Raw genomic sequence first — 19,245 nt, forward strand, 5'->3', positions numbered from 1 at the left:
TTCCAGAGCGACGTGCGTCCAGATGAATACGTATCGCTATGGTCCGCATCCCTTCAATCGCCCGATTTCCGGGCGATTGCAAGGCAGTGAGGCAGGTGGGCGGTGCTGCTATCGCACAAGGATGTTGCGGAACTGCCACGGGTCGTTCCGGTCGAGGTCTTCCGGGAACAGGCCGGGACGGTTATCGAGCGGCGTCCAGTCGGTGTAGTAGCCCTTGACCGGTCCGAGATACTGGGACTGCACTTCCAGGCACCGCCTGTAGTCCATCTCGTCGGCTTCGACGATGCCGGCCTCGGGATTCTCCAGCGCCCAGACCATGCCCGAGAGCACCGCCGAGGTGACCTGCATGCCGGTGGCATTCTGGTAGGGGGCCAGCTTGCGCGCCTCGGCGAGCGACAGCTGCGAGCCGTACCAGTAGGCATTCTTGTCGTGGCCGTAGAGCAGCACGCCGAGTTCGTCGACGCCGTCGATCAACTCGTTCTCGTCGAGCACATGATGCACCGGCTGAGGCTTGCCGGCGGCGCCGAACATCTCGTCAAGCGACAGCATCGCGTCGTTGCAGGGATGATAGGCATAGTGGCAGGTCGGGCGGTAATGCACCTTGCCCTTCTTCGAACGCACGGTGAAGAAATCGGCGATAGAGATCGCCTCGTTATGCGTCACCAGCAGGCCGTATTGCGCGCCGGGCGTCGGGCACCACGAGCGCACGCGCGTGTTGGCGCCCGGCTGCTCCAGGTAGATGGCTGCCTTCGAGCCGTGCTTGTGCTTCTTGGCGTTCTTCGGCATCCATGTCTCGTGTGTGCCCCAGCCAAGTTCCGCGGGCTGCAGGCCCTCGGAGATGAAGCCTTCGACCGACCATGTGTTCCAGAACACATCCATCGGTTTCGGCTTCTTGGTGCGCTGGGTGTCGCGTTCGGCGATGTGGATGCCCTTGACGCCGGCCTTCTTCATCAGCTTGGCCCAGCCCTCGCGATCGTCCTGCGCGGGCTCCGAGAACTCCAGGCCAAGATCGGTGGCGAGATTGACCAACGCCTGCTTGACGAACCACGAGACCATGCCTGGATTGGCGCCGCAGGTGGAGACCGCCGTGGCGCCGCCGGGCTTGTCGTGCTTTTCCTTGAGCAGCGACTCGCGCAGCGCGTAATTGGTGCGGCTGGCGTTATCGGCCTTGGCGTCGAAATAGAAGCCGAGCCACGGCTCGACGACGGTGTCGATGTAGAGCACGCCGAGCTTGCGGCAGAGCCGCATCAGGTCCACCGAGCCGGTATCAACCGACAGGTTGATGCAAAAGCCCTGGCCGCCGCCATTGGTCAGAAGCGGGGTCAGGAGCTTCTTGTAGTTCTTCTCGGTCACCGCTTCCTGGACGAAGGTGATGCCGCGCTCGTCGAGCAGCTTGCGGTCGGTGTCGCGCGGATCGATAACCGTCATGCGCGACTTGTCGAACTTGAAATGGCGTTCGATCAGCGGCAGCGTTCCCCGGCCGATCGAGCCGAAGCCGATCATCACGACAGGGCCGCTGATCTCACCGTAAACGGGCCAGTTTTCATTCGCCATTTTATCGAGCACTCCTTCAAAGCCCAGGAAACTGGGAAAACGCACACACAAAACCGGGCATCTTTGCCCGGCGGCCATGCGCTACATCACAGATCATTGTCACAAACCAGCGAAAAGCGCCAACCAGCGATCAGTCGTCATTGGCCATGTGGTTAAGGACCGTCATCAGCCGATCACGGTCCGATGTCAGGCCCTTGTAGTCGAGCTGGGCGAGATCGAGTGCTTCGAGCTGGGCGGCGAAAGACACCGCGAGCTTCGCCCGATCAGGGTGCCTGGCCAGCACGGCGAGCGGATCGAGATGGATGCGGATGGTGAACAGGATATCGCGTGAAACAGGCAGTTTGCGTAGGGTTTGCCGCTCGACGCGAATGAAGGCATGGGCGTCGATGTCGCCATCGGGAAAGCGCGACGGCCGGTTGGTGGCGCGGTCGATGCGCTGCAGGTCGGAGAGCGGATGGTAGAGCGCGTTGTCGGCCTGGATCGACCAGTTGTAGCGCTCGACGGCCTGCCCCTGGAGGCCATCGAACATCCGGTTGATGAGTTCCGCCGGACGCGTGCCCGGGCCGAAACCCGGCACCGGCGCGTGGATGTCCTGCAGCGGCTTGCCGAACTTTTCCAGGAGCGACCAGGAGGAGGGAAAGCAGAGCGAGCCGGCGACCAGCCGCCAGCCGCTGTCACTGCTGCGCATCAGGATCAGGTCTTCCTGGACGAGCAGTGAGGCTTTGGCCAGCGGCGCATCGGCGAGGGAAGCAGGCAGACGGCTCGCCGCGCCCGCCACCTCGACGCCTGATCCGCCGAGCCGATGGGTTTCGGGGAACCTCTCCGGGAGATGCGCGGCGAGCAAGTCGAGCACTTCCTGCTGGGCGTCGCGCGTGCCGTCCTCCTCGACGAAAACGCGCTCTGGGATTTCGGCATAGAGCCGGTGCTTTTCGGCGAGATACGGCAGCAGATGGCCGTCGACCTCGATCCAGGCCGCCGGGTCGAGCGGCTTCAGCCCGATGCTGAACAGTTTCGACGAGCCGTCATAGGGCGTGTGGGTGGGCAGCGTATGTTTTGGGGACGTCATGTCTCAGGTCAGTCTTGCCGGGATCAGTCCGCGCAGCGAATTGCCGACGAACAGGGACTTGGCGGATTTCAGATCGTCCAAGCTGTAGATCGCTTCGCGGGCGCGGCCTTCATCCAGAAGCTGCGCGCGCAATACGCCAGGCAGCAGGCCGCAATCGAGCCGGGGCGTCGCCAGCACGCCGTCGCCGACATCGGCAAAGACATTGGTGATCGTGCCTTCACAGATCTCGCCACGCTCGTTGGCCATAAGCACCTCGTCGGCCTGCGTGATGAGGTGTTCGGCACGGGCACGCGTGTAAAGCTGTCGCCGGCTGGTCTTGTGGCGCAGCAGCGTGTCGTTCGAATCGAGCCTCGTCCGCGCCAGCCGCAGCATCCAGACTTTGTCGGCGGCGAGCGGTTCATAAGGCTGCGCAGAGGCCGTCACCTCGCCATCGTGCGACAGGACGAGACGCGTGCGCGTGGCAACGCCGGAACCGCCGACCGCGCTGCTCAGCGCCTCGCCGACCGTGCCTGGATCACAGCGGAAGCCGAGTTCCGCCGCCGAGCCATAGAGGCGCGCAAGATGACGATCGAAGCGCAGGAAGCCCGAGCCGGGTTCCCAGCGCATGGTCTCGATCAACTGAAAGTCGGCGGTGTTCCCGTCGCGAAGCGCGCTTTCAGCAGACACTCCTGATACTCCTCCTGCGCCGTCGAATCGAAGACGACGCCGCCTCCGACATTGTAGACGGCCTCGCCGCCCGAAAAGAGCGAGATGGTGCGGATCGCCACGGAAAAGCGCATCGGGCCGCCGGGTGCGATCCAGCCTATGGCGCCGCAATAGGCATCGCGGGGCGTGCCTTCCAGGTCGCGCAGGATCTCCATGGCACGGATCTTAGGCGCGCCGGTGATCGAACCGCAAGGAAACAGCGCCGCAAAGATCTGGCGGATAGAGAGACCCGGCAGCAGTTTGGCCCTGACGTCGCTCACCATCTGATGCACGGTCGGGTAAGTCTCGATGCGGAACAGCGCCGGCACGTCCAGCGTGCCCACCTCGCTGATCAGCGAGATATCGTTGCGCAGGAGATCGACGATCATCCGGTTTTCGGCCTGGTTTTTCTCGTCATTGCGCAGGAAGATCTTCTGCCGTTCGTCCTCGGCTTTGGTGGCGCCGCGCGGCGCCGTTCCCTTCATCGGATGCGTCTCGATCATGCCCTCGGCGTCGATCTCGAAGAACAGTTCAGGCGAGCGCGACAGCACGATGGGTTCACCGAGCGCGATCAGCGCGCCATATTTCACCGGCTGACGTTCAGTCAACGCATCGAACGCGGCCAGAGGCTCGCCTGACCATTGCGCATGCACGGGAAAGGTCAGATTGCCCTGGTAGCAATCACCTTGCCGGATGTGCTGGTGCAGCCGCGAGAAGCGTTTTTCATAATCCTCGGGCGACCACGTCGCACGGGCGTCGAAGATCGGGCCATTGGTCGCCGCCATATTGCGCGGCGGCACCGCCTGTTCGACCGGGGCATCGAAAACCCCAAGGCACACGAGTGGGGCGCGGCGTCCATTCGGCAGCAGGGGAACGAGCTTGGGTTCGAGCAGGTAGCCCGCCTCATACGAGAAATAGCCGGCAAGCCATTTGCCTGCATCATGCGCGGCTTGTGCTGCTTCCAGAGCCGGCCCGAAATCGCCTGCATCGTGCGCCACGATGATATCGGCCGGCCGGTCGAAAACGAGCTGGCGCGCGCTTTTGTCATTGCGAAAAATTGCGGCGGGCAGGGACATGGGCACCGAATGCTGCGGTCAATGAAGCCATCAACCGCTCTATATGGGGTGCCGCCCGCGCGCAATCGAGGGAACGGCACGCTGCCTCTTAAAGCCGACCTTTGGGCCAACTCAGGAACCAAGAGCAAACGGCGACGCCGATATGGCGCCGCCGCTTGCAATCTTCAGGTCGTGCCTGGCGATCAGCTGTTGCTGGAGGTTCCGGCTGTTGGAAACTGCTTGGCGAATTCCTTCTCGTTGCCGGCGGCGAGCAGCTTGGCCTGCTCGATCCAGCGTTCGCGCGCGATGCGGCCATCGAAATTCATGACGTCCTCGATCCGTTTGATATCGGCCGCTGTCCAGGACGCGATCTGGGCGAAGCTGGTGACGCCTTGTGCCTTGAGCAGTTTCTCATTGACCGGACCGATACCGATCAGCCGACGCAGATTGTCGGGCTTTCCGGATGCTGGCTTGGCTGTTGCAGGCTTGGCTGTTGCAGGCTTGACTGTTGCAGGCTTGCTCATTGCGGATTTGGCTGGAGCCGAGGTTTTGGTGGCGACGGGTTTCGCCGCCGGCTTGGCAGAGACCGCTTTCGCAGCGGCCGGTTTGGCCGTCGCGGGCTTTGTGGTGGCGGATTTGGCCGTCGCGGGGGTCGACATCAGGGCCGCCGGCGCCTGGCTTGCCGGTTTTGCCGCGCTGCTTCCGGCGGCAGGTGCGGCCGACGCTTCGCGCAGCCGGCGCTCAAGGTCGGCGCGGGTCTTGCCGCATGCATCGAGTTCGCCGGTCAGGCGGTCGCTGTCGGTGCGCAGCCTGTCGCGTTCGCTGCGTGTACGGTCGAGATCGCCGCGCAAGCTGTCGAGTTCACCGCGCAGGCGCCCCCAAAGGAACCAGCCGACCAATACGCCTATCAGGAACGCCAGGACCACGTAGAAAAAAGTGCCCATTGTCTCTCTCCAGTCAGATCCGTCTGCCGTGGGTCATGATCTTCGGCGAAGGACTACTCTTGGTGGTTCCGCGGTAAGCAGAACAGCCGGCTTCGGTTCGAGCTGTCGGCGATCGGCTTTGCTTGCCCATGGCCAACGGCCGTTGTCGCGTTCGCCTGAGCGCCACGGCCGGCTGAGATTTCTCCTCGCCGATCCGCATGCGCTCCGGCTGAGCTTGGAGCGAAGGCTATCATAGAGCTTGTGGAAAGCTATCGGAAAACTTCGGTGGAGAGTACTTCAAGAACAGATATTTAGGGCGATAGTAGAGCTGTCCCAACATGCATTCCGGCTAAACTGTTAGAGCGACGCCTGGGGGCGCATTTCAAGTGTCGAGCGCTTCCAGCTCGTCGATCAGGCCACCGATGACGCCAAGTCCGATCTGCCAGAAGGCGGGATCGGTGGCGTCGAGCCCGAAGGGCGCCAGAAGCTCGGAATGATGTTTGGTGCCGCCGGCGCGCAGCATTTCGAAATACTTGTCCTGAAAGCCGCGCTCGGCGTTCTGGTAGACCGCGTAAAGCGAGTTCACCAGGCAGTCGCCGAAAGCATAGGCATAGACATAAAAGGGCGAATGGATGAAGTGCGGGATGTAGGTCCAGAACACCTCGTAGCCTTCGCGCAGCTTGATGGCGGGACCCAGACTTTCGGCCTGCACTTCGAGCCAGAACTGACCGAGCCTGTCGGAGGTCAGTTCGCCGTTCTTGCGTTCGGCATGCACCTTGCGCTCGAATTCATAGAAGGCGATCTGGCGCACGACCGTGTTGATCATGTCCTCGACCTTCTGGGCGAGCATGGCCTTGCGCTCGCGCCGGTCGGTGGTCTGGTCGAGCAGCGAGCGGAAGGTCAGCATCTCGCCGAAGACCGATGCCGTCTCGGCCAGCGTCAGCGGCGTCGAGGCCATCAGCGCACCCTGGCCGCCGGCCAGCACCTGATGCACGCCATGGCCAAGCTCGTGCGCCAGCGTCATCACATCGCGCGGCTTGCCCATGTAGTTGAGCAGGACATAGGGATGCGCCGACGGTACGGTCGGATGCGCGAAGGCGCCAGGCGACTTGCCGGGCCGCACCGGCGCGTCGATCCAGTTGCGGTCGAAGAAGGTTCGCGCGATCTCGGCCATGTCGGGCGAAAAGCGCTGATAGGCGGACAGCACGGTGTTCCTGGCCTCGTCCCAGCCGATGATCGCCTGGGGCGTATCCGGCAACGGCGCGTTGCGGTCCCAATGGTTCATCACCTCCATGCCCAGCCAGCGTGCCTTCATCGCGTAGTAGCGGTGCGAGAGGCGCGGATAGGCATCGCGAACGGCGGAGGCCAAGGCGTCCACCACACTGCGCTCGACGCGGTTGGCCAGATGGCGTGAATCGGCGATGTCCTCGAAGCCACGCCAGCGGTCGGATATCTCCTTGTCCTTGGCCAGCGTGTTGGTGATCAGCGTGAAGGTGCGCAAGTTCTTGCGGAAGGTCGTGGCCAGCGCCTCGGACGCCCGGCGGCGCACCTCGCCGTCGGCGTCCTGCAGACGGTTCAGCGCCGGCTCCAACGTCAGTTCCTCGCCGTCGATGTGGAAGCGAAGGTCGGTCATCGTCTCGTCGAACAGGCGGTTCCAGGCGCCGCGTCCGGTGATCGACTTTTCGTGGAAGAGCTGCTCGACGCGGTCCTCGAGCTGGTAAGGCTTGTCCTTGCGCAGATCGAGCACCCATGGCCGATAGTGGCCGAAGGCGGGATCGCCGGCGAGCGCGCCTTCGATCGACGCATCGTCGATCAGGTTGAGTTCGAGCGCGAAGAACAGAAGGTGCGCGCTGGCGTCGGTCATCTTCTCCTGGATGTCGCCATAGAGCTTGGCGCGCTGGGGATCGGCGGTGTTTCCGGCATAAACCAGTCCCGCATAGGAGACGATGCGGCCGATCAGTTCCTCCAGCGCCTCGTAGGCGACAAGCGCCTCGCCCAGCCTGCCGGCGCCGCCGCGCTCGGCTTCGGCGGCCAGCGTACCCTTCCAGCGGCTCTCGAAACTGGTCGCATCGGTGGCGGCCTTGGCGATGTCGCGCTTCAGCTCCGGCGCGTCCATGCCGGCATAGAGGTCGGCAAGGTTCCATTCCGGCAGGTCGCCCAGCTCGGCCGCGCCTTGACCCGACGCCGGCGCCGCCAGCCGCCGTGCGGAAACCATGTGCCCAGAATCCCTATGCATTGCCGACACCTTCCGTGGCCAAGGTTCAAGGAGAAACGAGAAGCCGGTCAAATCCTAAGGAATTCATTCACCGGGTTTTTTGAAACCTTATTTAGAACCCTGTGCCAAGATGGTCCACAGGGCAGAATTCCTCGGGCGGGCAGTCACACCAGTCATGACAGGTTCCATACTCATAGTCGATGACGATCCGGTGCAACGCCGGCTGCTCGAAGCGGCGGTGACGCGGTTCGGCTACAGCGCAATCGTGGTCGACGGCGGCGCGGCCGCTCTCGACATCCTCGATGGACCCGGCGCCCGCGAGGTGTCGGTGGTCATCCTCGATCTGGTCATGCCCGGTCTCGACGGTATCGGCGTGCTGAAGGCGATGCGCGAGCGCGACATCAACGTGCCGGCGATCGTGCAAACCGCGCAGGGCGGAATCGAGACCGTGGTTTCGGCGATGCGTCATGGCGCCTTCGATTTCGTCGTCAAGCCGGCGTCTCCCGACAGGCTGCAGGCATCGATCGGCAATGCGCTCAAGGTCGAGGCCGTCGAGGGCGAGGTCAAGCGCACATCGCGCCGGCGCGGCGGCCTCCTGACCTTCAAGGACATGATCACGCACAGCCCGGCCATGGACAGGGTGATCCGTCTTGGCCAGAAAGCGGCGGCATCCAACATTCCGATCCTGATCGAGGGCGAGTCCGGCGTCGGCAAGGAACTGGTGGCGCGCGCCATCCAGGGCAGTGGCGACCGCCGCACGAAGCCCTTCGTCACCGTCAATTGCGGCGCCATTCCAGACAATCTGGTCGAATCGATCCTGTTCGGTCACGAGAAGGGCTCGTTCACCGGGGCCACCGACAAGCACACCGGCAAGTTCGTCGAAGCGCATTCGGGCACGCTGTTTCTCGACGAGATCGGCGACCTGCCGCTCGACGTGCAGGTCAAGCTGTTGCGTGCGGTCCAGGACGGCGAGGTCGACCCGGTCGGTGGGCGCTCGACCGTCAGGGTCGACATCAGGCTGATTTCGGCGACGCACCGCAACCTCCTGCAGCAGGTCAAGGACGGCAAGTTCCGCGAGGATCTGTTCTACCGGCTGAACGTCTATCCGATCTTCGTGCCGCCGCTGCGCGACCGCCGCGACGACATCCCATATCTGGTCACCCATTTCATGGAGAAGGTCGCGCCGGCCGACCCGCACCGTCGCCTGCAAGGTATTTCGGCGGCAGCGCTCGCGGTGCTGCAGGCCTATGACTGGCCCGGAAACATCCGGCAGCTCGAAAACGCCGTCTTTCGCGCCTCGGTGCTTTGCGAAGGCTATATGTTAACCGCGGAGGACTTCCCGCAGATCCGGGCGCAAGTGGAAGGCACCGTCAACCTCGATATGGATGGCGACGCGCCGTCGCCGTCCTTGCCTTTGCAGGCGCGCGATGACGAAGCCTTGCCCGGCGAGGGCGGCCCGGCAATCGCGTTCGATCCGCCGGCAAGGCTGCAGCCTCGCTTCGGCACGTTGCGGGCGCTCGACGAGCGCGGCAATGTGCGGGCACTTGCCGATGTCGAACTCGAGATGATCAAGCTTGCCATCGATCACTACAACGGACAGATGAGCGAAGTCGCCCGCCGACTCGGCATCGGCCGCTCGACGCTCTATCGCAAGCTCAAGGAACACGGCATCGATCCGGAGACAGGCCGCGTCGATCGACTAGCCTCCTAAGGGCGATGCCGGGCTGAGCTTTGGCCCGGCTTCCGGCTTTGCCACAAGGCCGGCGCCAGCTTGCAATGCCACAACGGGCCTTGTATCGCCGTTTCGGCGGCATTGTGGCTGTCTCGTGGACAGCTCTGTTCACGCATTAAGGCTAACGGTAACAGATCGTGTTTGGGGCGAAGGCGAAAATCCGATCTAAACCAGCGGTTTACCAAGAAACCTTGTGAACAATTTTTGACGGGATATCGCCACGGTGTTACCGCATTTCGGCTTCAATAAGCGATGATTAACCATTAGGATCGATATTCGGGTGTGCTAATGCCACATCCGTTTGGACAAATCCGGGGACAAACGGCAGCCTGCAAGGCCTTTTGATTTGAACAGAATCGAACGACACACAAACAGGCGGCACCATCATTTGAGCGTCTGGCCGAAGTGGCTGGCAGTGTTGGTTGTCGCTTTTGGTTTTGTTGCCGCGGCTGCGAGCGGAGCCAGCGCCGAAACACGGTCGCTGAAGCTTTATCATCTCCACACCCATGAGAAGGCCGAGATCGTCTACAAGCGCAACGGCCGCTACGTTCCCGAGGGTCTCCGCAAGATCAACATCATTTTGCGCGACTGGCGTCGCAACGAGCCAACCAAGATGGATCCGCGCCTGCTGGATCTCGTCTGGGAGGCGTATCGGGAAGCAGGTGCCACGGACTATATCCAGGTCGTCTGCGGCTATCGCTCGCCGTCGACGAACTCGATGCTGCGCAGCCGCAGCAGGGGCGTGGCCGAGAAGAGCCAGCACATGCTCGGCAAGGCGATGGATTTCTATATTCCCGGCGTGCCGCTGAAGAAGCTGCGCAACATCGGCCTCAAGATGCAGGGCGGCGGCGTCGGCTACTATCCGTCATCGGGTTCGCCGTTCGTCCACATGGATGTCGGCAATGTGCGCCATTGGCCCGGTATCAGCCGGCAGGAACTGGTCTCCCTGTTCCCCAATGGCAAGACGCTGCATGTGCCGAGCGACGGCAGGCCGCTGCCCGGCTTTGAGCAGGCGCTCGCCTCCTACAAGGCGCGCAAGGGATCGGGCTCGCCGGCCATCGAGATGGCCAGTGCCGGCGGCAGCAGCAAGAAATCGGGTGGATTCCTGTCGGCTTTCTTCGGTGGCGGCGGCGACGACGAGGCCGACGACAGCGCCGATGTCGAGACCGCTTCGGCCGCCCCCCCGCCCAAGGCGAGAAACCTGAAGCCGGCAGCGGCGGCCAAGACCAGCAACCTCCCGGGCATCGCCATCGTGGCGCCGGAGAATGCGCGGCGCGCCGAGATTCCGCAGGTGACCGAACAGCAGGCTCCGGAGCCTGAACAGGACACGCCGGAGACGATCATCGCGGCATTGCCGGCCCGAAGCATTCCGCTGCCGGATTTCGCACCGCGGCCGAAAGCCGATGTCGGCGCGCAGCAGCCTGAGAATGTTCCCTTCGCGATGGCGGAGGCGACAGCCACCACCGAGCAGGCCGTGGCGACCGCGCATGCGCCGGCGAGCGTTCCTTTCGGCATGGCCGATGCAACGGCTTCGGCTGATGCGACCCAGGTCGCGGTCAACAACATACCGTTGCCGACATGGCGTCCCGACAATTCGCTGCCGGCCGCTCTGGCTGCGCCGCCCAGCAAGGATGTGCTGATGGCGCTGGCCGAGACGGCCGACCAAGGCAAGACCGCGACCGATGCGTTCTCGGTGCTGCCGACGGCGCGGCCCGAGATGGCCAGGCCGGACGCGGTCAAGGCCGTGCTCGACGAGGCCAATGCCCAGGTCGGTGCGGCCGATTACCAGCTTGCTTCCTTGTCCGGGTCCGAGCCGCGTTCGGCGTTCAACGATCCGGGCACCAACACCGCATCGCCGCGCGATGCTGTCGTGGCCCGCCCAGTCGGTTCCGATCCGGCCGCCGCGATCGGCGCCGGCGTCAAGACGACCCGCAAGGAATCGAGAGCCACCGCCCGCGACCTGAAGCCAGGCCCCAAGGCCATGGTGGTTGCAGCCGCACCGCAGGCCGCCCGTTGGGCCTTGACCAGCGGCGAGCAGGTCGCCACCGTTTCAAGCGCGACGACGGCGCCGGGTTACGCCTACAGCATCGTGCACACGCCGCCGAGCGAGGTCTACACCGCTGGCTTCCAGCCGAGCAGCCAGGTGGCCGATGCCAATCGCTTCACCGGCAACGCCGTCAAGTTCATGTCGGTAGCCCGCTTCCAGACCAAATGACGGCAAATCAACCGACAAAGCCGCGCCGGGCAACCAGCGCGGCTTTTTGCTGCGTGGCCGGATCCGGTCGCGCGGCCCGCCGGCTTCCGATCACACCGGCCTGACATTGCCGTGATCGTGGAACGCCTCGGGCCGTCAACGGTTTCTCCCTCGTTCGTTCAAACCCGGGGATACCCATGAAGAAGATTCTACTGGCATCGGTCATCGCGTTGGCAACCGCTTCGGCGGCCATCGCCCCTACGCAGGCCGAAACCATTGTCGTCAAGACCCACGATCACATGCACATGAAGAAGCACTGCCGGACCAAGGTTGTCACGACCTGGAAGCATCATCATAGGGTGGTCAGGGAAGTCAGGGTCTGCAACTGATCCGGCCAAGGCAGGCCTGGAAAAAACATCCGGCGGAAGCCCGGTCGACGCAAGTCGGCCGGGTTTTTCCATGCCGCCATGAAAGCCTTATTTTGTGAGCTTGCTCGCCGCGCGCGCCAAGCCTTCGATCTCGTCCCATTTGCCGGCCTTGACGAGGTCGTCGGGCGCCACCCAGGAACCGCCGACGCAGACCACGTTGGGCAGGCTTAGATAGTCAGCCGCGTTCTTGGCCGAGATGCCGCCGGTCGGGCAGAATTTCACATCGGCGAGCGGCGAGGCGAAGGCCTTCAGCGAAGCGATGCCGCCCGACTGCTCGGCCGGGAAGAATTTCAGGAAGCGCAAGCCGGCTTCGCGCGCGGCCATGATCTCGCCGGGGGTGATCGCACCGGGCAGCAGCGGAACATCGCTGGCGGCGGCTGCCGACAGAAGCTCGCGGGTGATGCCGGGGCTGACGATGAAGCGCGAGCCCGCGGCGGCCGCCTCTTCGAACTGCCTGGCATCAAGAATGGTGCCGGCGCCGACGATGGCTTCCTCGACTTCACCAGCGACCCGCCGGATCGCTTCCAGCGCGTCGGCGGTCCTCAGCGTGATCTCGATCGCAGGCAGGCCGCCGCGCGCCAGAGCGCGGGCCAGCGGCACGGCATTGGCGACATCGGAGATCTTCAGCACCGGGATGACGGGCTGGCCGTTGAGGAGCGACAGAAGTTTTTCGGTCTTGCTGGGCATGTGTCTCTCCGTGGCGTGGGACAATTCAACCGATTAGCAGAAGGCCGTTTTCCTGTCCACGAAACCGGCCGTGTCGCGATGTCACGCGTCGCCCATACTCGCCAAGCCCAAGTTGACAAGGGTGGCTGCCGGCTCGATGGTGCCGACAGCTTTGGTCCCGGTGGCTTTTCAGGATAGGAATTTTTTCTTGACTCCCTGATCTCAGCTATGGTACAAATTCACCCATGGTGCAGATTTGCGCCAGTGACCCGCCGAACAGGATGCCTGCTTTGCCTTGAATCGGCTTGCTCGAGCGTCTAGTGGCTTCGGCGATGACATCACTTCCACTCCTTCGCGTCGCCGCGCTCTACCGGTTTGCCCGGCTCGACGCTTTCGAAGAACTGCGCGCGCCGCTCGCCGCATTCTGCTGCGGGCGCGGCATAAAGGGCACGCTGCTGCTGGCGCATGAAGGCATCAACGGCACCGTCGCCGGCAGCGAGACGGCAATTGCCGAACTGATCGCGTATCTCGAAGCCATCGAAGGGCTTGCCGGACTCGAGGTCAAGTACAGCGCGGCCGCGGACATGCCGTTCCATCGCATGAAGGTGCGGCTGAAGCGCGAGATCGTCACCATGGGTGTCGATGACATCGATCCTTCGAAAAGTGCCGGCACCTACGTCGCGCCGGCCGACTGGAACGCTCTGATTTCGCAGCCCGGCACTGTCATCATCGACACGCGCAACGCCTATGAGGTGTCGATCGGCACGTTCAAGGGTGCGATCGACCCGGCCACCGCAAGCTTTCGCGAGTTCCCGGCCTGGGTGGAAACGCACCGGGCGGAGCTCGAAGGCCGCAAGGTTGCGATGTTCTGCACCGGCGGCATACGCTGCGAAAAGGCAACCGCCTATGTCAAATCGCTCGGCTTCGAGGATGTCTTCCATCTCAAGGGCGGTATCCTCAAATACCTCGAGGAGGTTCCGGCCGAACAGAGCCTCTGGCAAGGCGAGTGCTTCGTCTTCGACGAGCGGGTTTCGGTGTCGCACGGCCTTGCCGAGGGCGACGCGGAACTGTGCCGCGCCTGCCGCCACCCGCTGACGCCGGGCGAGCTGACGTCGCCCAAATTCGCTGCCGGTATTTCGTGCCCGCATTGCTTCGATGCGCGTTCGGACGAGGACCGCCAGCGTTATGCCGAGCGCCAGCGCCAGGTCGAGCTTGCGCAGGCGCGGGGCAGGGGGCCGCATATCGGCTCCTGATCCAGCATCGTGCTGCTGCAAAGCGGCTGCCTGTCATTGCAATGTCAAGTTTCGGGACCTACGTCTTCGACGTTCGAAACCCGCCCGTTGGCCGGGCAAATCCTGGAGGCACTGAATGTTCGATCCCAAGAAGCTTCTCGACGATCTGCTCGGCTCGCAAATCCCCGGCACCAGCGGCACCGTTCGCGACAAGGCGGGGCAGGCCGTGCAGATGGCCAAGGACAATCCGCTGGCCGCCGGTGCGCTGGCCGCGGTGCTGCTCGGAACCGGTACTGGCCGCAACGTGACGGGCGCCGCGGTGAAGCTTGGCGGACTGGCCGCGATCGGCGGCCTCGCCTACAAGGCCTACCAGAATTACAAGGCCGGCAACGCGCCCGCGGAAGCACCGGCGGCCGGTGAACCGGAATTGCTGCCGCCGCCCAAGGATACCCCCTTCCACCCGTCGCAGGCGCCGCAAGGCGAGGACGAATTCACGCTGACCCTGGTGCGGGCGATGATTTCGGCGGCGAAGGCCGATGGCCATATCGACGATGAAGAGCGCCAGAAGATCGCCGGCAAGCTCAGCCTGGCCGGCATAGGCTCCGACGCCGAAAAGTTCCTGATGGCGGAGCTGGCAAGCCCGCTCGACCTCGACACGCTGGTGGCCGGCGCCAAGACCGATGCGCAGAAGCTCGAACTCTACACGGCGTCGCGCCTGACCATCGATCCCGACACACGCGCCGAGCGCGGTTATCTCGACCTGCTTGCCGGCCGGCTCGGCCTGCCGGACGCGCTGGTCGACCATGTCGAGGCGACGGTTTCGGCGGCCAAGGTGCCGGCCAAGGCCGGGACGTCACCCAATCCGCGCTGGTAGGCCAAAACGGCACAGGGGGCACTTTCCGGGTTAACCGCTCATTAACCCAGCAAGCGCATCATTCAACACAGTCGGATCGGCTTTTCCTCCTCCCAAGCCCGGTTCAGATCAGGGGCGGTCGCCAATGGCCGCCCTTTTTGTCGGTCCGGCCGGATGGACACGCTTGCCATCGCCGCCGTCATTTGCGATGCCTTCCTTTTCGAGCCAACCCCCCAAAATCAGTCGAGCAAGCGCAGCGCTGCCGGAGGACAATAGCCATGACCGAGCAAAGAACCGCCATCGTCACCGGGGCCGGCACGGGCATCGGCAAGAGCGTCGCCACGGCGCTGCTCAGGGCCGGCTGGAACACGGTATTCTGCGGACGCCGCAAATCCGTGCTGGATGCAGCCGTGGCTGAGGCCGGGTCCACCGACGCCAAGGCCCTGGCGGTTGCCTGCGATATCAGCAAGGCAGGCGAGGTCGACGATCTGTTCGAGACCGTGGCGGCGGCCTTCGGCCGTGTCGACCTGCTCTTCAACAATGCCGGCATGGGCTACAAATCGACGCCGATCGACGAGATACCGGTCGAAGTGTGGAACGATATCGTCGGCGTCAACCTCACCGGTTCGTTCCTGTGCGCCCGTGCCGCCTTTGGCGCCATGCGCAAGCAGAAGCCGATGGGTGGCCGCATCATCAACAACGGTTCGGTGTCGGCCTATGCGCCGCGCCCGGGCTCGGTGCCCTACACGGCGACCAAGCATGCCATCACCGGACTGACCAAGACGCTGGCGCTCGACGGTCGGCCCTATGACATCGCCTGCGGCCAGATCGACATCGGCAATGCGCTGACCGACATGGCGCAGCCGATGACGGTCGGTGTGCCGCAGGCCAATGGCTCGATCGCAGCCGAAGCGGTGATGGATGTTCAGCGCGTCGCCGACGCCGTCGTCCACATGGCCAGCCTGCCGCTCGACGCCAACGTGCTGTTCATGACCGTGATGGCGACCAAGATGCCGTTTGTCGGGCGTGGGTGAGCAGCCCGGTTCGCGTAAGCGAATTCATCGTGCCAGTGGCACGATGAAAGGCCGGCGAACGCTGGGACGCTGCGAAGCAGCGGGGACCCAGCCGGATGGTTTTATTTCCCGGCCAGCGGCACGCCGGGCTTGAACAGCAGAATGGGCCTGATCTCGTAAACGGCGGTGGGATTGACGCGGCGAAGGTCGCGGGCGATCGCGATGGCCTCGTCTCGCGTGGCGCAGTCGACGACATAGAGCCCGAGCAACTGTTCCTTGGTTTCGGCGAAAGGACCGTCGATGATCACACCGTCGCCCGGGCCGCGCAGGGTGATGGCATCCTGTGTTGCGCCCAGACGCGCGGACGGCCCCAGCGTGCCTTCCTCATGAAGCCGGGTGTTGATCTTCAGCAGGTCGGCCATAAGTGCTGCATCTTCCTGCGGCGTCAGCGCCTTGATCGCATCTTCCACGTGATAGGCAAGGATTGCGTAGAACATTTTATGTCACCTGCTTCGATCCTGATCCAGGGAGCGTAGCGGTTCCCGACACGCCCGCCCAGCCTTGGCCGTGCGTGTCCGGACAGATCATGACACCATCATTGTCGCCAGCCGCAACCACCCGGAAAGAGGCCACCGGCCTGCTTTGAAGCCTACTTCGCCAGGAACGCTCCGATCCGCTCCAGCGCGCGCAAGATGTTCTCCTCGGAATTGGCGTAGGAGAGCCTGATATAGCCTTCGCCGAGAATGCCGAAATCGGGACCGCCGATCAGCGCCACGCCGGCCTCGTCGAGCAGTGCCGAGGCGAGCTTCTTGGCCTTCCAGCCGGTCTTCGAGACGTTGGGGAAGGCGTAGAACGCGCCCTTGGGCGTGATGCAGGATATGTTGGGCAGGGCGTTCAGTCCCTCGACGACGATCTTCCGGCGGCGGTCGAAGGCGCGCATCATCTCGTCGACGTCGTCCTGCGGGCCGTCGATGGCGGCGATGCCGGCAAACTGGCTCGGCGCGTTGACGCAGGACCAGCAATTGACCGCCAGCTTGCGCACCTTGTCGTAGAGATGGGCGCCCTTGTCGCCATTCGGCCAGATCGACCAGCCCATGCGCCAGCCGGTCATCGCCCAGGTCTTCGACCAGCCGTTGAGCACGATCAGCCGGTCGCGGATTTCGGGAAAGCCGAGCAGCGAGCAATGCGTCTCGCCATCATAGGTCATGACGTCGTAGATTTCGTCGGAGAGGATGGCGACCTGCGGATGCGCCTCCAGCCCCTTGACCAGTTTCTCGATCTCGGCGCGAGGCGTGACGCCGCCGGTCGGATTGGCGGGCGAGTTGAGGATCAGCAGCCTGGTCTTCGAGGTGATCAGCGCCAGCGTCTCCTCGGCCGAGAAGGCAAAGCCGTTTTCTTCGCGCATCGGCACGGGAATGGGTGCCGCACCCGTGAACTCGATCATCGAGCGGTAGATGGGAAAGCCGGGGTCCGGGTAGAGGATCTCGGCGCCGGGCTCGCCGAACATCAGGATCGCGGCGAACATGGTCGGCTTGCCGCCGGGCAGGATCATCACCGTTTCGGGCGATATCTCGACACCGGTGGTGGTCAGCGTGCGGCGCACCACCGCCTCGCGCGTCGCCAGCAGGCCATTGGCCGGCGTGTAGCCGTGATGGCCGTCGCGCAGCGCCTTGATCGCCGCCTCGACGATGTGCTGCGGCGTCTTGAAGTCGGGCTGGCCGATGCCGAGATTGACGATGTCGCGGCCTTGTTGGGCAAGTGCTGTGGCCCTCGCAAGCACGGCGAAGGCGTTTTCCTCGCCAAGGCGGTCGAAGGCCGAAATCGTGTGGAGCATTTTTCCCGTCCGTGTGGTTCTTGCTGTTGGGTCGCGTTTTTGTGAGCCTCAGCCCGCAAAAGTCAAACGGATTGGAGCATTCGGTGTCGGAAAATCTCAGGGATTGGCAACCGCGTCCGCGGCCTGAACGCAAGACCATCGACGGTCGATACGTCCGGCTTGAACCGCTGAGCGCTGCAAAACACGGCGACGGCCTCTATGAAGCGTCCTCCGTGTCCGATATCGACGACCGCTTCGCCTGGTTGCCCGATTATCCGCCGGAGACCCGCGCCGCCTTCCAGCCATGGCTGGACAAAGTCGAGGCCAGCGAGGATCCGCTGTTCTTCACCGTCATCGACAAGGCCAGCGGCAAGGTCGCCGGACGCCAGACGCTGATGCGCATCGATCCGGCCTACGGCGTCATCGAGATCGGCAACATCTATTGGGGACCGCTCATCTCGCGCAAGCCGGGAGCAACCGAAGCGCAGTTCCTGTTCATGAAATACATCTTCGACGGGCTCGGCTATCGCCGCTACGAATGGAAGTGCAACAACCGCAACGAGCCATCGAAGCGGGCGGCCGAGCGGTTCGGCTTCAAGTTCGAAGGCATTTTCCGCCAGCATCTCATCGTCAAGGGTGAAAACCGCGACACTGCGTGGTATTCGATCATCGACAAGGAATGGCCGGCGCTGCGCAGTGCCTATGAGGCGTGGCTCGATCCGGCCAATTTCGATGGCGACGGCCGGCAGAAGCGACGGCTCGAGGATTTTCGCGCGGAATTCGGCGCTTAGGAGTTCACTATTGGCACATACCCACGATCACACCGGGCACGGTCACGGCCCTGGTCATGTGCATGGCTCGACCGACAAGAAACGCGTTCTGATCGCAGCCTGCCTGACCGGCGGCTTCATGGTCGCCGAGGCGCTTGGCGGCATCCTCACGGGCTCGCTGGCGCTGCTGGCCGATGCCGGCCACATGCTCGCCGATTCGATCGCGCTCGGCCTTGCCTGGTATGCGTTTCATCTTGGCGGCCGGCCGGCGACCGTTCGCCTCACCTATGGCTTCGGCCGGGTCAAGACGCTGGTGGCCTATACCAACGGCATCGCCATCTTCGTCATCGCGCTGTGGATCGTCTATGAAGCCTGGGGACGCCTGCAGGCGCCGGCGCCGGTGCTTGGCGGGCCGATGCTGGTGGTGGCGATCCTCGGCCTGCTGGTGAACCTCGGCTCGTTCTTCGTGCTGCATGGCGGCGACCGCGAGAGCCTGAACATGCGCGGCGCCATCCTGCATGTGCTTGGCGACCTGCTCGGCTCGGCGGCGGCCATCGCGGCGGCGCTGGTCATCCTGGCGACCGGCTGGACGCCGATCGACCCGATCCTGTCGGTCCTGGTTTCACTGCTGATCCTCTACACGGCGTGGTCGCTGATGCGGGAGGCCGCCCATGTCCTGCTCGAGGGCGTGCCGCCAAGCCTCGACCGAGATCTGATCGCCAGGGATATCCAGACGACGATCCACGGTGTACGCGAAGTGCACCACATGCATGTCTGGTCGCTCGACGGGACCAGCAATATGGCGACGCTGCATGCCTGTCTAGACGAGGGCGTCGATGCGCATCAGGCGGTGAGTGCCGTCAAGAAGCGGCTTGCCAGCGAGCACGGCATCAGCCATGCCACCGTGGAACCGGAATTCGGGCAATGCGCCGACGATGGCGACGAGCACGACCACGGGCACGAGCATGAAGCGGCTGCATATCACGACCACCATCACTAGGACCGGATCGATCGATGTCGATCGTCCTGCCTCAGGAGTTGCAAAAC

At 63.8% G+C, this 19,245-nt stretch carries 17 protein-coding genes; 8 read left to right on the forward strand and 9 right to left on the reverse strand.

Features of this window, described 5'->3' with window-relative positions; translation table 11 throughout:
• Nucleotides 1-108 precede the first annotated feature (108 nt).
• The 6 genes from EOC83_RS00605 to EOC83_RS00630 all read right to left on the reverse strand — a co-directional run bounded on the left by EOC83_RS00605 (nucleotide 109) and on the right by EOC83_RS00630 (nucleotide 7,497).
• A complete protein-coding gene (locus EOC83_RS00605; RefSeq protein WP_013529731.1) occupies nucleotides 109-1,554 on the reverse strand; it encodes a homospermidine synthase in 1,446 nt (481 codons plus the stop codon).
• Between the two features lie 130 nt (nucleotides 1,555-1,684).
• Nucleotides 1,685-2,620 carry a DUF3445 domain-containing protein gene (locus EOC83_RS00610; RefSeq protein ID WP_063168945.1) on the reverse strand — a complete coding sequence of 312 codons (936 nt, stop codon included), beginning with the start codon at nucleotides 2,618-2,620 and terminating at the stop codon, nucleotides 1,685-1,687.
• A 3-nt stretch (nucleotides 2,621-2,623) separates the two neighbouring features.
• On the reverse strand, nucleotides 2,624-3,286 hold the full coding sequence (locus tag EOC83_RS00615) for an aminotransferase class IV family protein (protein ID WP_063168944.1): 663 nt from the start codon (nucleotides 3,284-3,286) through the stop codon (nucleotides 2,624-2,626).
• Nucleotides 3,235-4,380, reverse strand: coding sequence for an aminodeoxychorismate synthase component I (locus EOC83_RS00620; RefSeq protein WP_063168943.1), 1,146 nt, complete (start codon nucleotides 4,378-4,380; stop codon nucleotides 3,235-3,237). Before EOC83_RS00620 ends, EOC83_RS00615 begins: the two co-directional genes overlap by 52 nt.
• A gap of 182 nt (nucleotides 4,381-4,562) precedes the next feature.
• A complete protein-coding gene (locus tag EOC83_RS00625; protein ID WP_063168942.1) occupies nucleotides 4,563-5,303 on the reverse strand; it encodes a hypothetical protein in 741 nt (246 codons plus the stop codon).
• A 361-nt stretch (nucleotides 5,304-5,664) separates the two neighbouring features.
• A complete protein-coding gene (locus EOC83_RS00630; protein ID WP_063168941.1) occupies nucleotides 5,665-7,497 on the reverse strand; it encodes a M3 family oligoendopeptidase in 1,833 nt (610 codons plus the stop codon).
• 175 nt (nucleotides 7,498-7,672) lie between these two features.
• Between EOC83_RS00630 and EOC83_RS00635 the strand changes: the two genes are divergently transcribed.
• The 3 genes from EOC83_RS00635 to EOC83_RS00645 all read left to right on the forward strand — a co-directional run bounded on the left by EOC83_RS00635 (nucleotide 7,673) and on the right by EOC83_RS00645 (nucleotide 11,812).
• Nucleotides 7,673-9,208, forward strand: coding sequence for a sigma-54 dependent transcriptional regulator (locus tag EOC83_RS00635; protein ID WP_063168940.1), 1,536 nt, complete (start codon nucleotides 7,673-7,675; stop codon nucleotides 9,206-9,208).
• A 409-nt stretch (nucleotides 9,209-9,617) separates the two neighbouring features.
• Nucleotides 9,618-11,444 (forward strand): DUF882 domain-containing protein, encoded by a 1,827-nt coding sequence (locus tag EOC83_RS00640; RefSeq protein ID WP_024502725.1) that lies wholly within the window; start codon nucleotides 9,618-9,620, stop codon nucleotides 11,442-11,444.
• 176 nt (nucleotides 11,445-11,620) lie between these two features.
• The gene (locus EOC83_RS00645) at nucleotides 11,621-11,812 is read left to right on the forward strand and encodes a hypothetical protein (RefSeq protein WP_013529739.1); all 192 of its coding nucleotides are present in this window, start codon (nucleotides 11,621-11,623) and stop codon (nucleotides 11,810-11,812) included.
• A gap of 87 nt (nucleotides 11,813-11,899) precedes the next feature.
• Here the strand turns inward: EOC83_RS00645 and EOC83_RS00650 are convergent, their stop codons facing one another.
• Complete coding sequence (locus tag EOC83_RS00650; protein WP_027161408.1) at nucleotides 11,900-12,538, reverse strand: 2-dehydro-3-deoxy-phosphogluconate aldolase; 639 nt, start codon at nucleotides 12,536-12,538, stop codon at nucleotides 11,900-11,902.
• Nucleotides 12,539-12,849: 311 nt separating this feature from the next.
• On the opposite strand from EOC83_RS00650, the gene EOC83_RS00655 reads away from it, so the two are divergent.
• From EOC83_RS00655 to EOC83_RS00665, 3 genes are all read left to right on the forward strand, one after another.
• Nucleotides 12,850-13,770, forward strand: coding sequence for a rhodanese-related sulfurtransferase (locus EOC83_RS00655; RefSeq protein ID WP_013529741.1), 921 nt, complete (start codon nucleotides 12,850-12,852; stop codon nucleotides 13,768-13,770).
• A gap of 115 nt (nucleotides 13,771-13,885) precedes the next feature.
• The gene (locus tag EOC83_RS00660; protein WP_024502721.1) at nucleotides 13,886-14,623 is read left to right on the forward strand and encodes a tellurite resistance TerB family protein; all 738 of its coding nucleotides are present in this window, start codon (nucleotides 13,886-13,888) and stop codon (nucleotides 14,621-14,623) included.
• Nucleotides 14,624-14,880: 257 nt separating this feature from the next.
• Nucleotides 14,881-15,636, forward strand: coding sequence for an SDR family oxidoreductase (locus EOC83_RS00665; protein ID WP_063168939.1), 756 nt, complete (start codon nucleotides 14,881-14,883; stop codon nucleotides 15,634-15,636).
• Between the two features lie 101 nt (nucleotides 15,637-15,737).
• On the opposite strand, the gene EOC83_RS00670 is transcribed toward EOC83_RS00665, so the two are convergent.
• Together EOC83_RS00670 and EOC83_RS00675 are read right to left on the reverse strand one after the other, a co-directional pair.
• Nucleotides 15,738-16,112 (reverse strand): YciI family protein, encoded by a 375-nt coding sequence (locus tag EOC83_RS00670; protein WP_013529744.1) that lies wholly within the window; start codon nucleotides 16,110-16,112, stop codon nucleotides 15,738-15,740.
• Between the two features lie 152 nt (nucleotides 16,113-16,264).
• Nucleotides 16,265-17,449: a pyridoxal phosphate-dependent aminotransferase gene (locus tag EOC83_RS00675; protein WP_024502719.1), complete on the reverse strand. Its 1,185-nt coding sequence runs from the start codon at nucleotides 17,447-17,449 to the stop codon at nucleotides 16,265-16,267.
• An 83-nt stretch (nucleotides 17,450-17,532) separates the two neighbouring features.
• Between EOC83_RS00675 and EOC83_RS00680 the strand changes: the two genes are divergently transcribed.
• Complete coding sequence (locus tag EOC83_RS00680; protein ID WP_063170329.1) at nucleotides 17,533-18,219, forward strand: GNAT family protein; 687 nt, start codon at nucleotides 17,533-17,535, stop codon at nucleotides 18,217-18,219.
• Between the two features lie 10 nt (nucleotides 18,220-18,229).
• Nucleotides 18,230-19,198 carry a cation diffusion facilitator family transporter gene (locus EOC83_RS00685; protein ID WP_063168938.1) on the forward strand — a complete coding sequence of 323 codons (969 nt, stop codon included), beginning with the start codon at nucleotides 18,230-18,232 and terminating at the stop codon, nucleotides 19,196-19,198.
• Nucleotides 19,199-19,245 lie beyond the last annotated feature (47 nt).

Origin of the sequence: Mesorhizobium sp. Primo-A, from assembly GCF_003997175.1 — a bacterium.
Lineage (GTDB): Bacteria > Pseudomonadota > Alphaproteobacteria > Rhizobiales > Rhizobiaceae > Mesorhizobium > Mesorhizobium ciceri.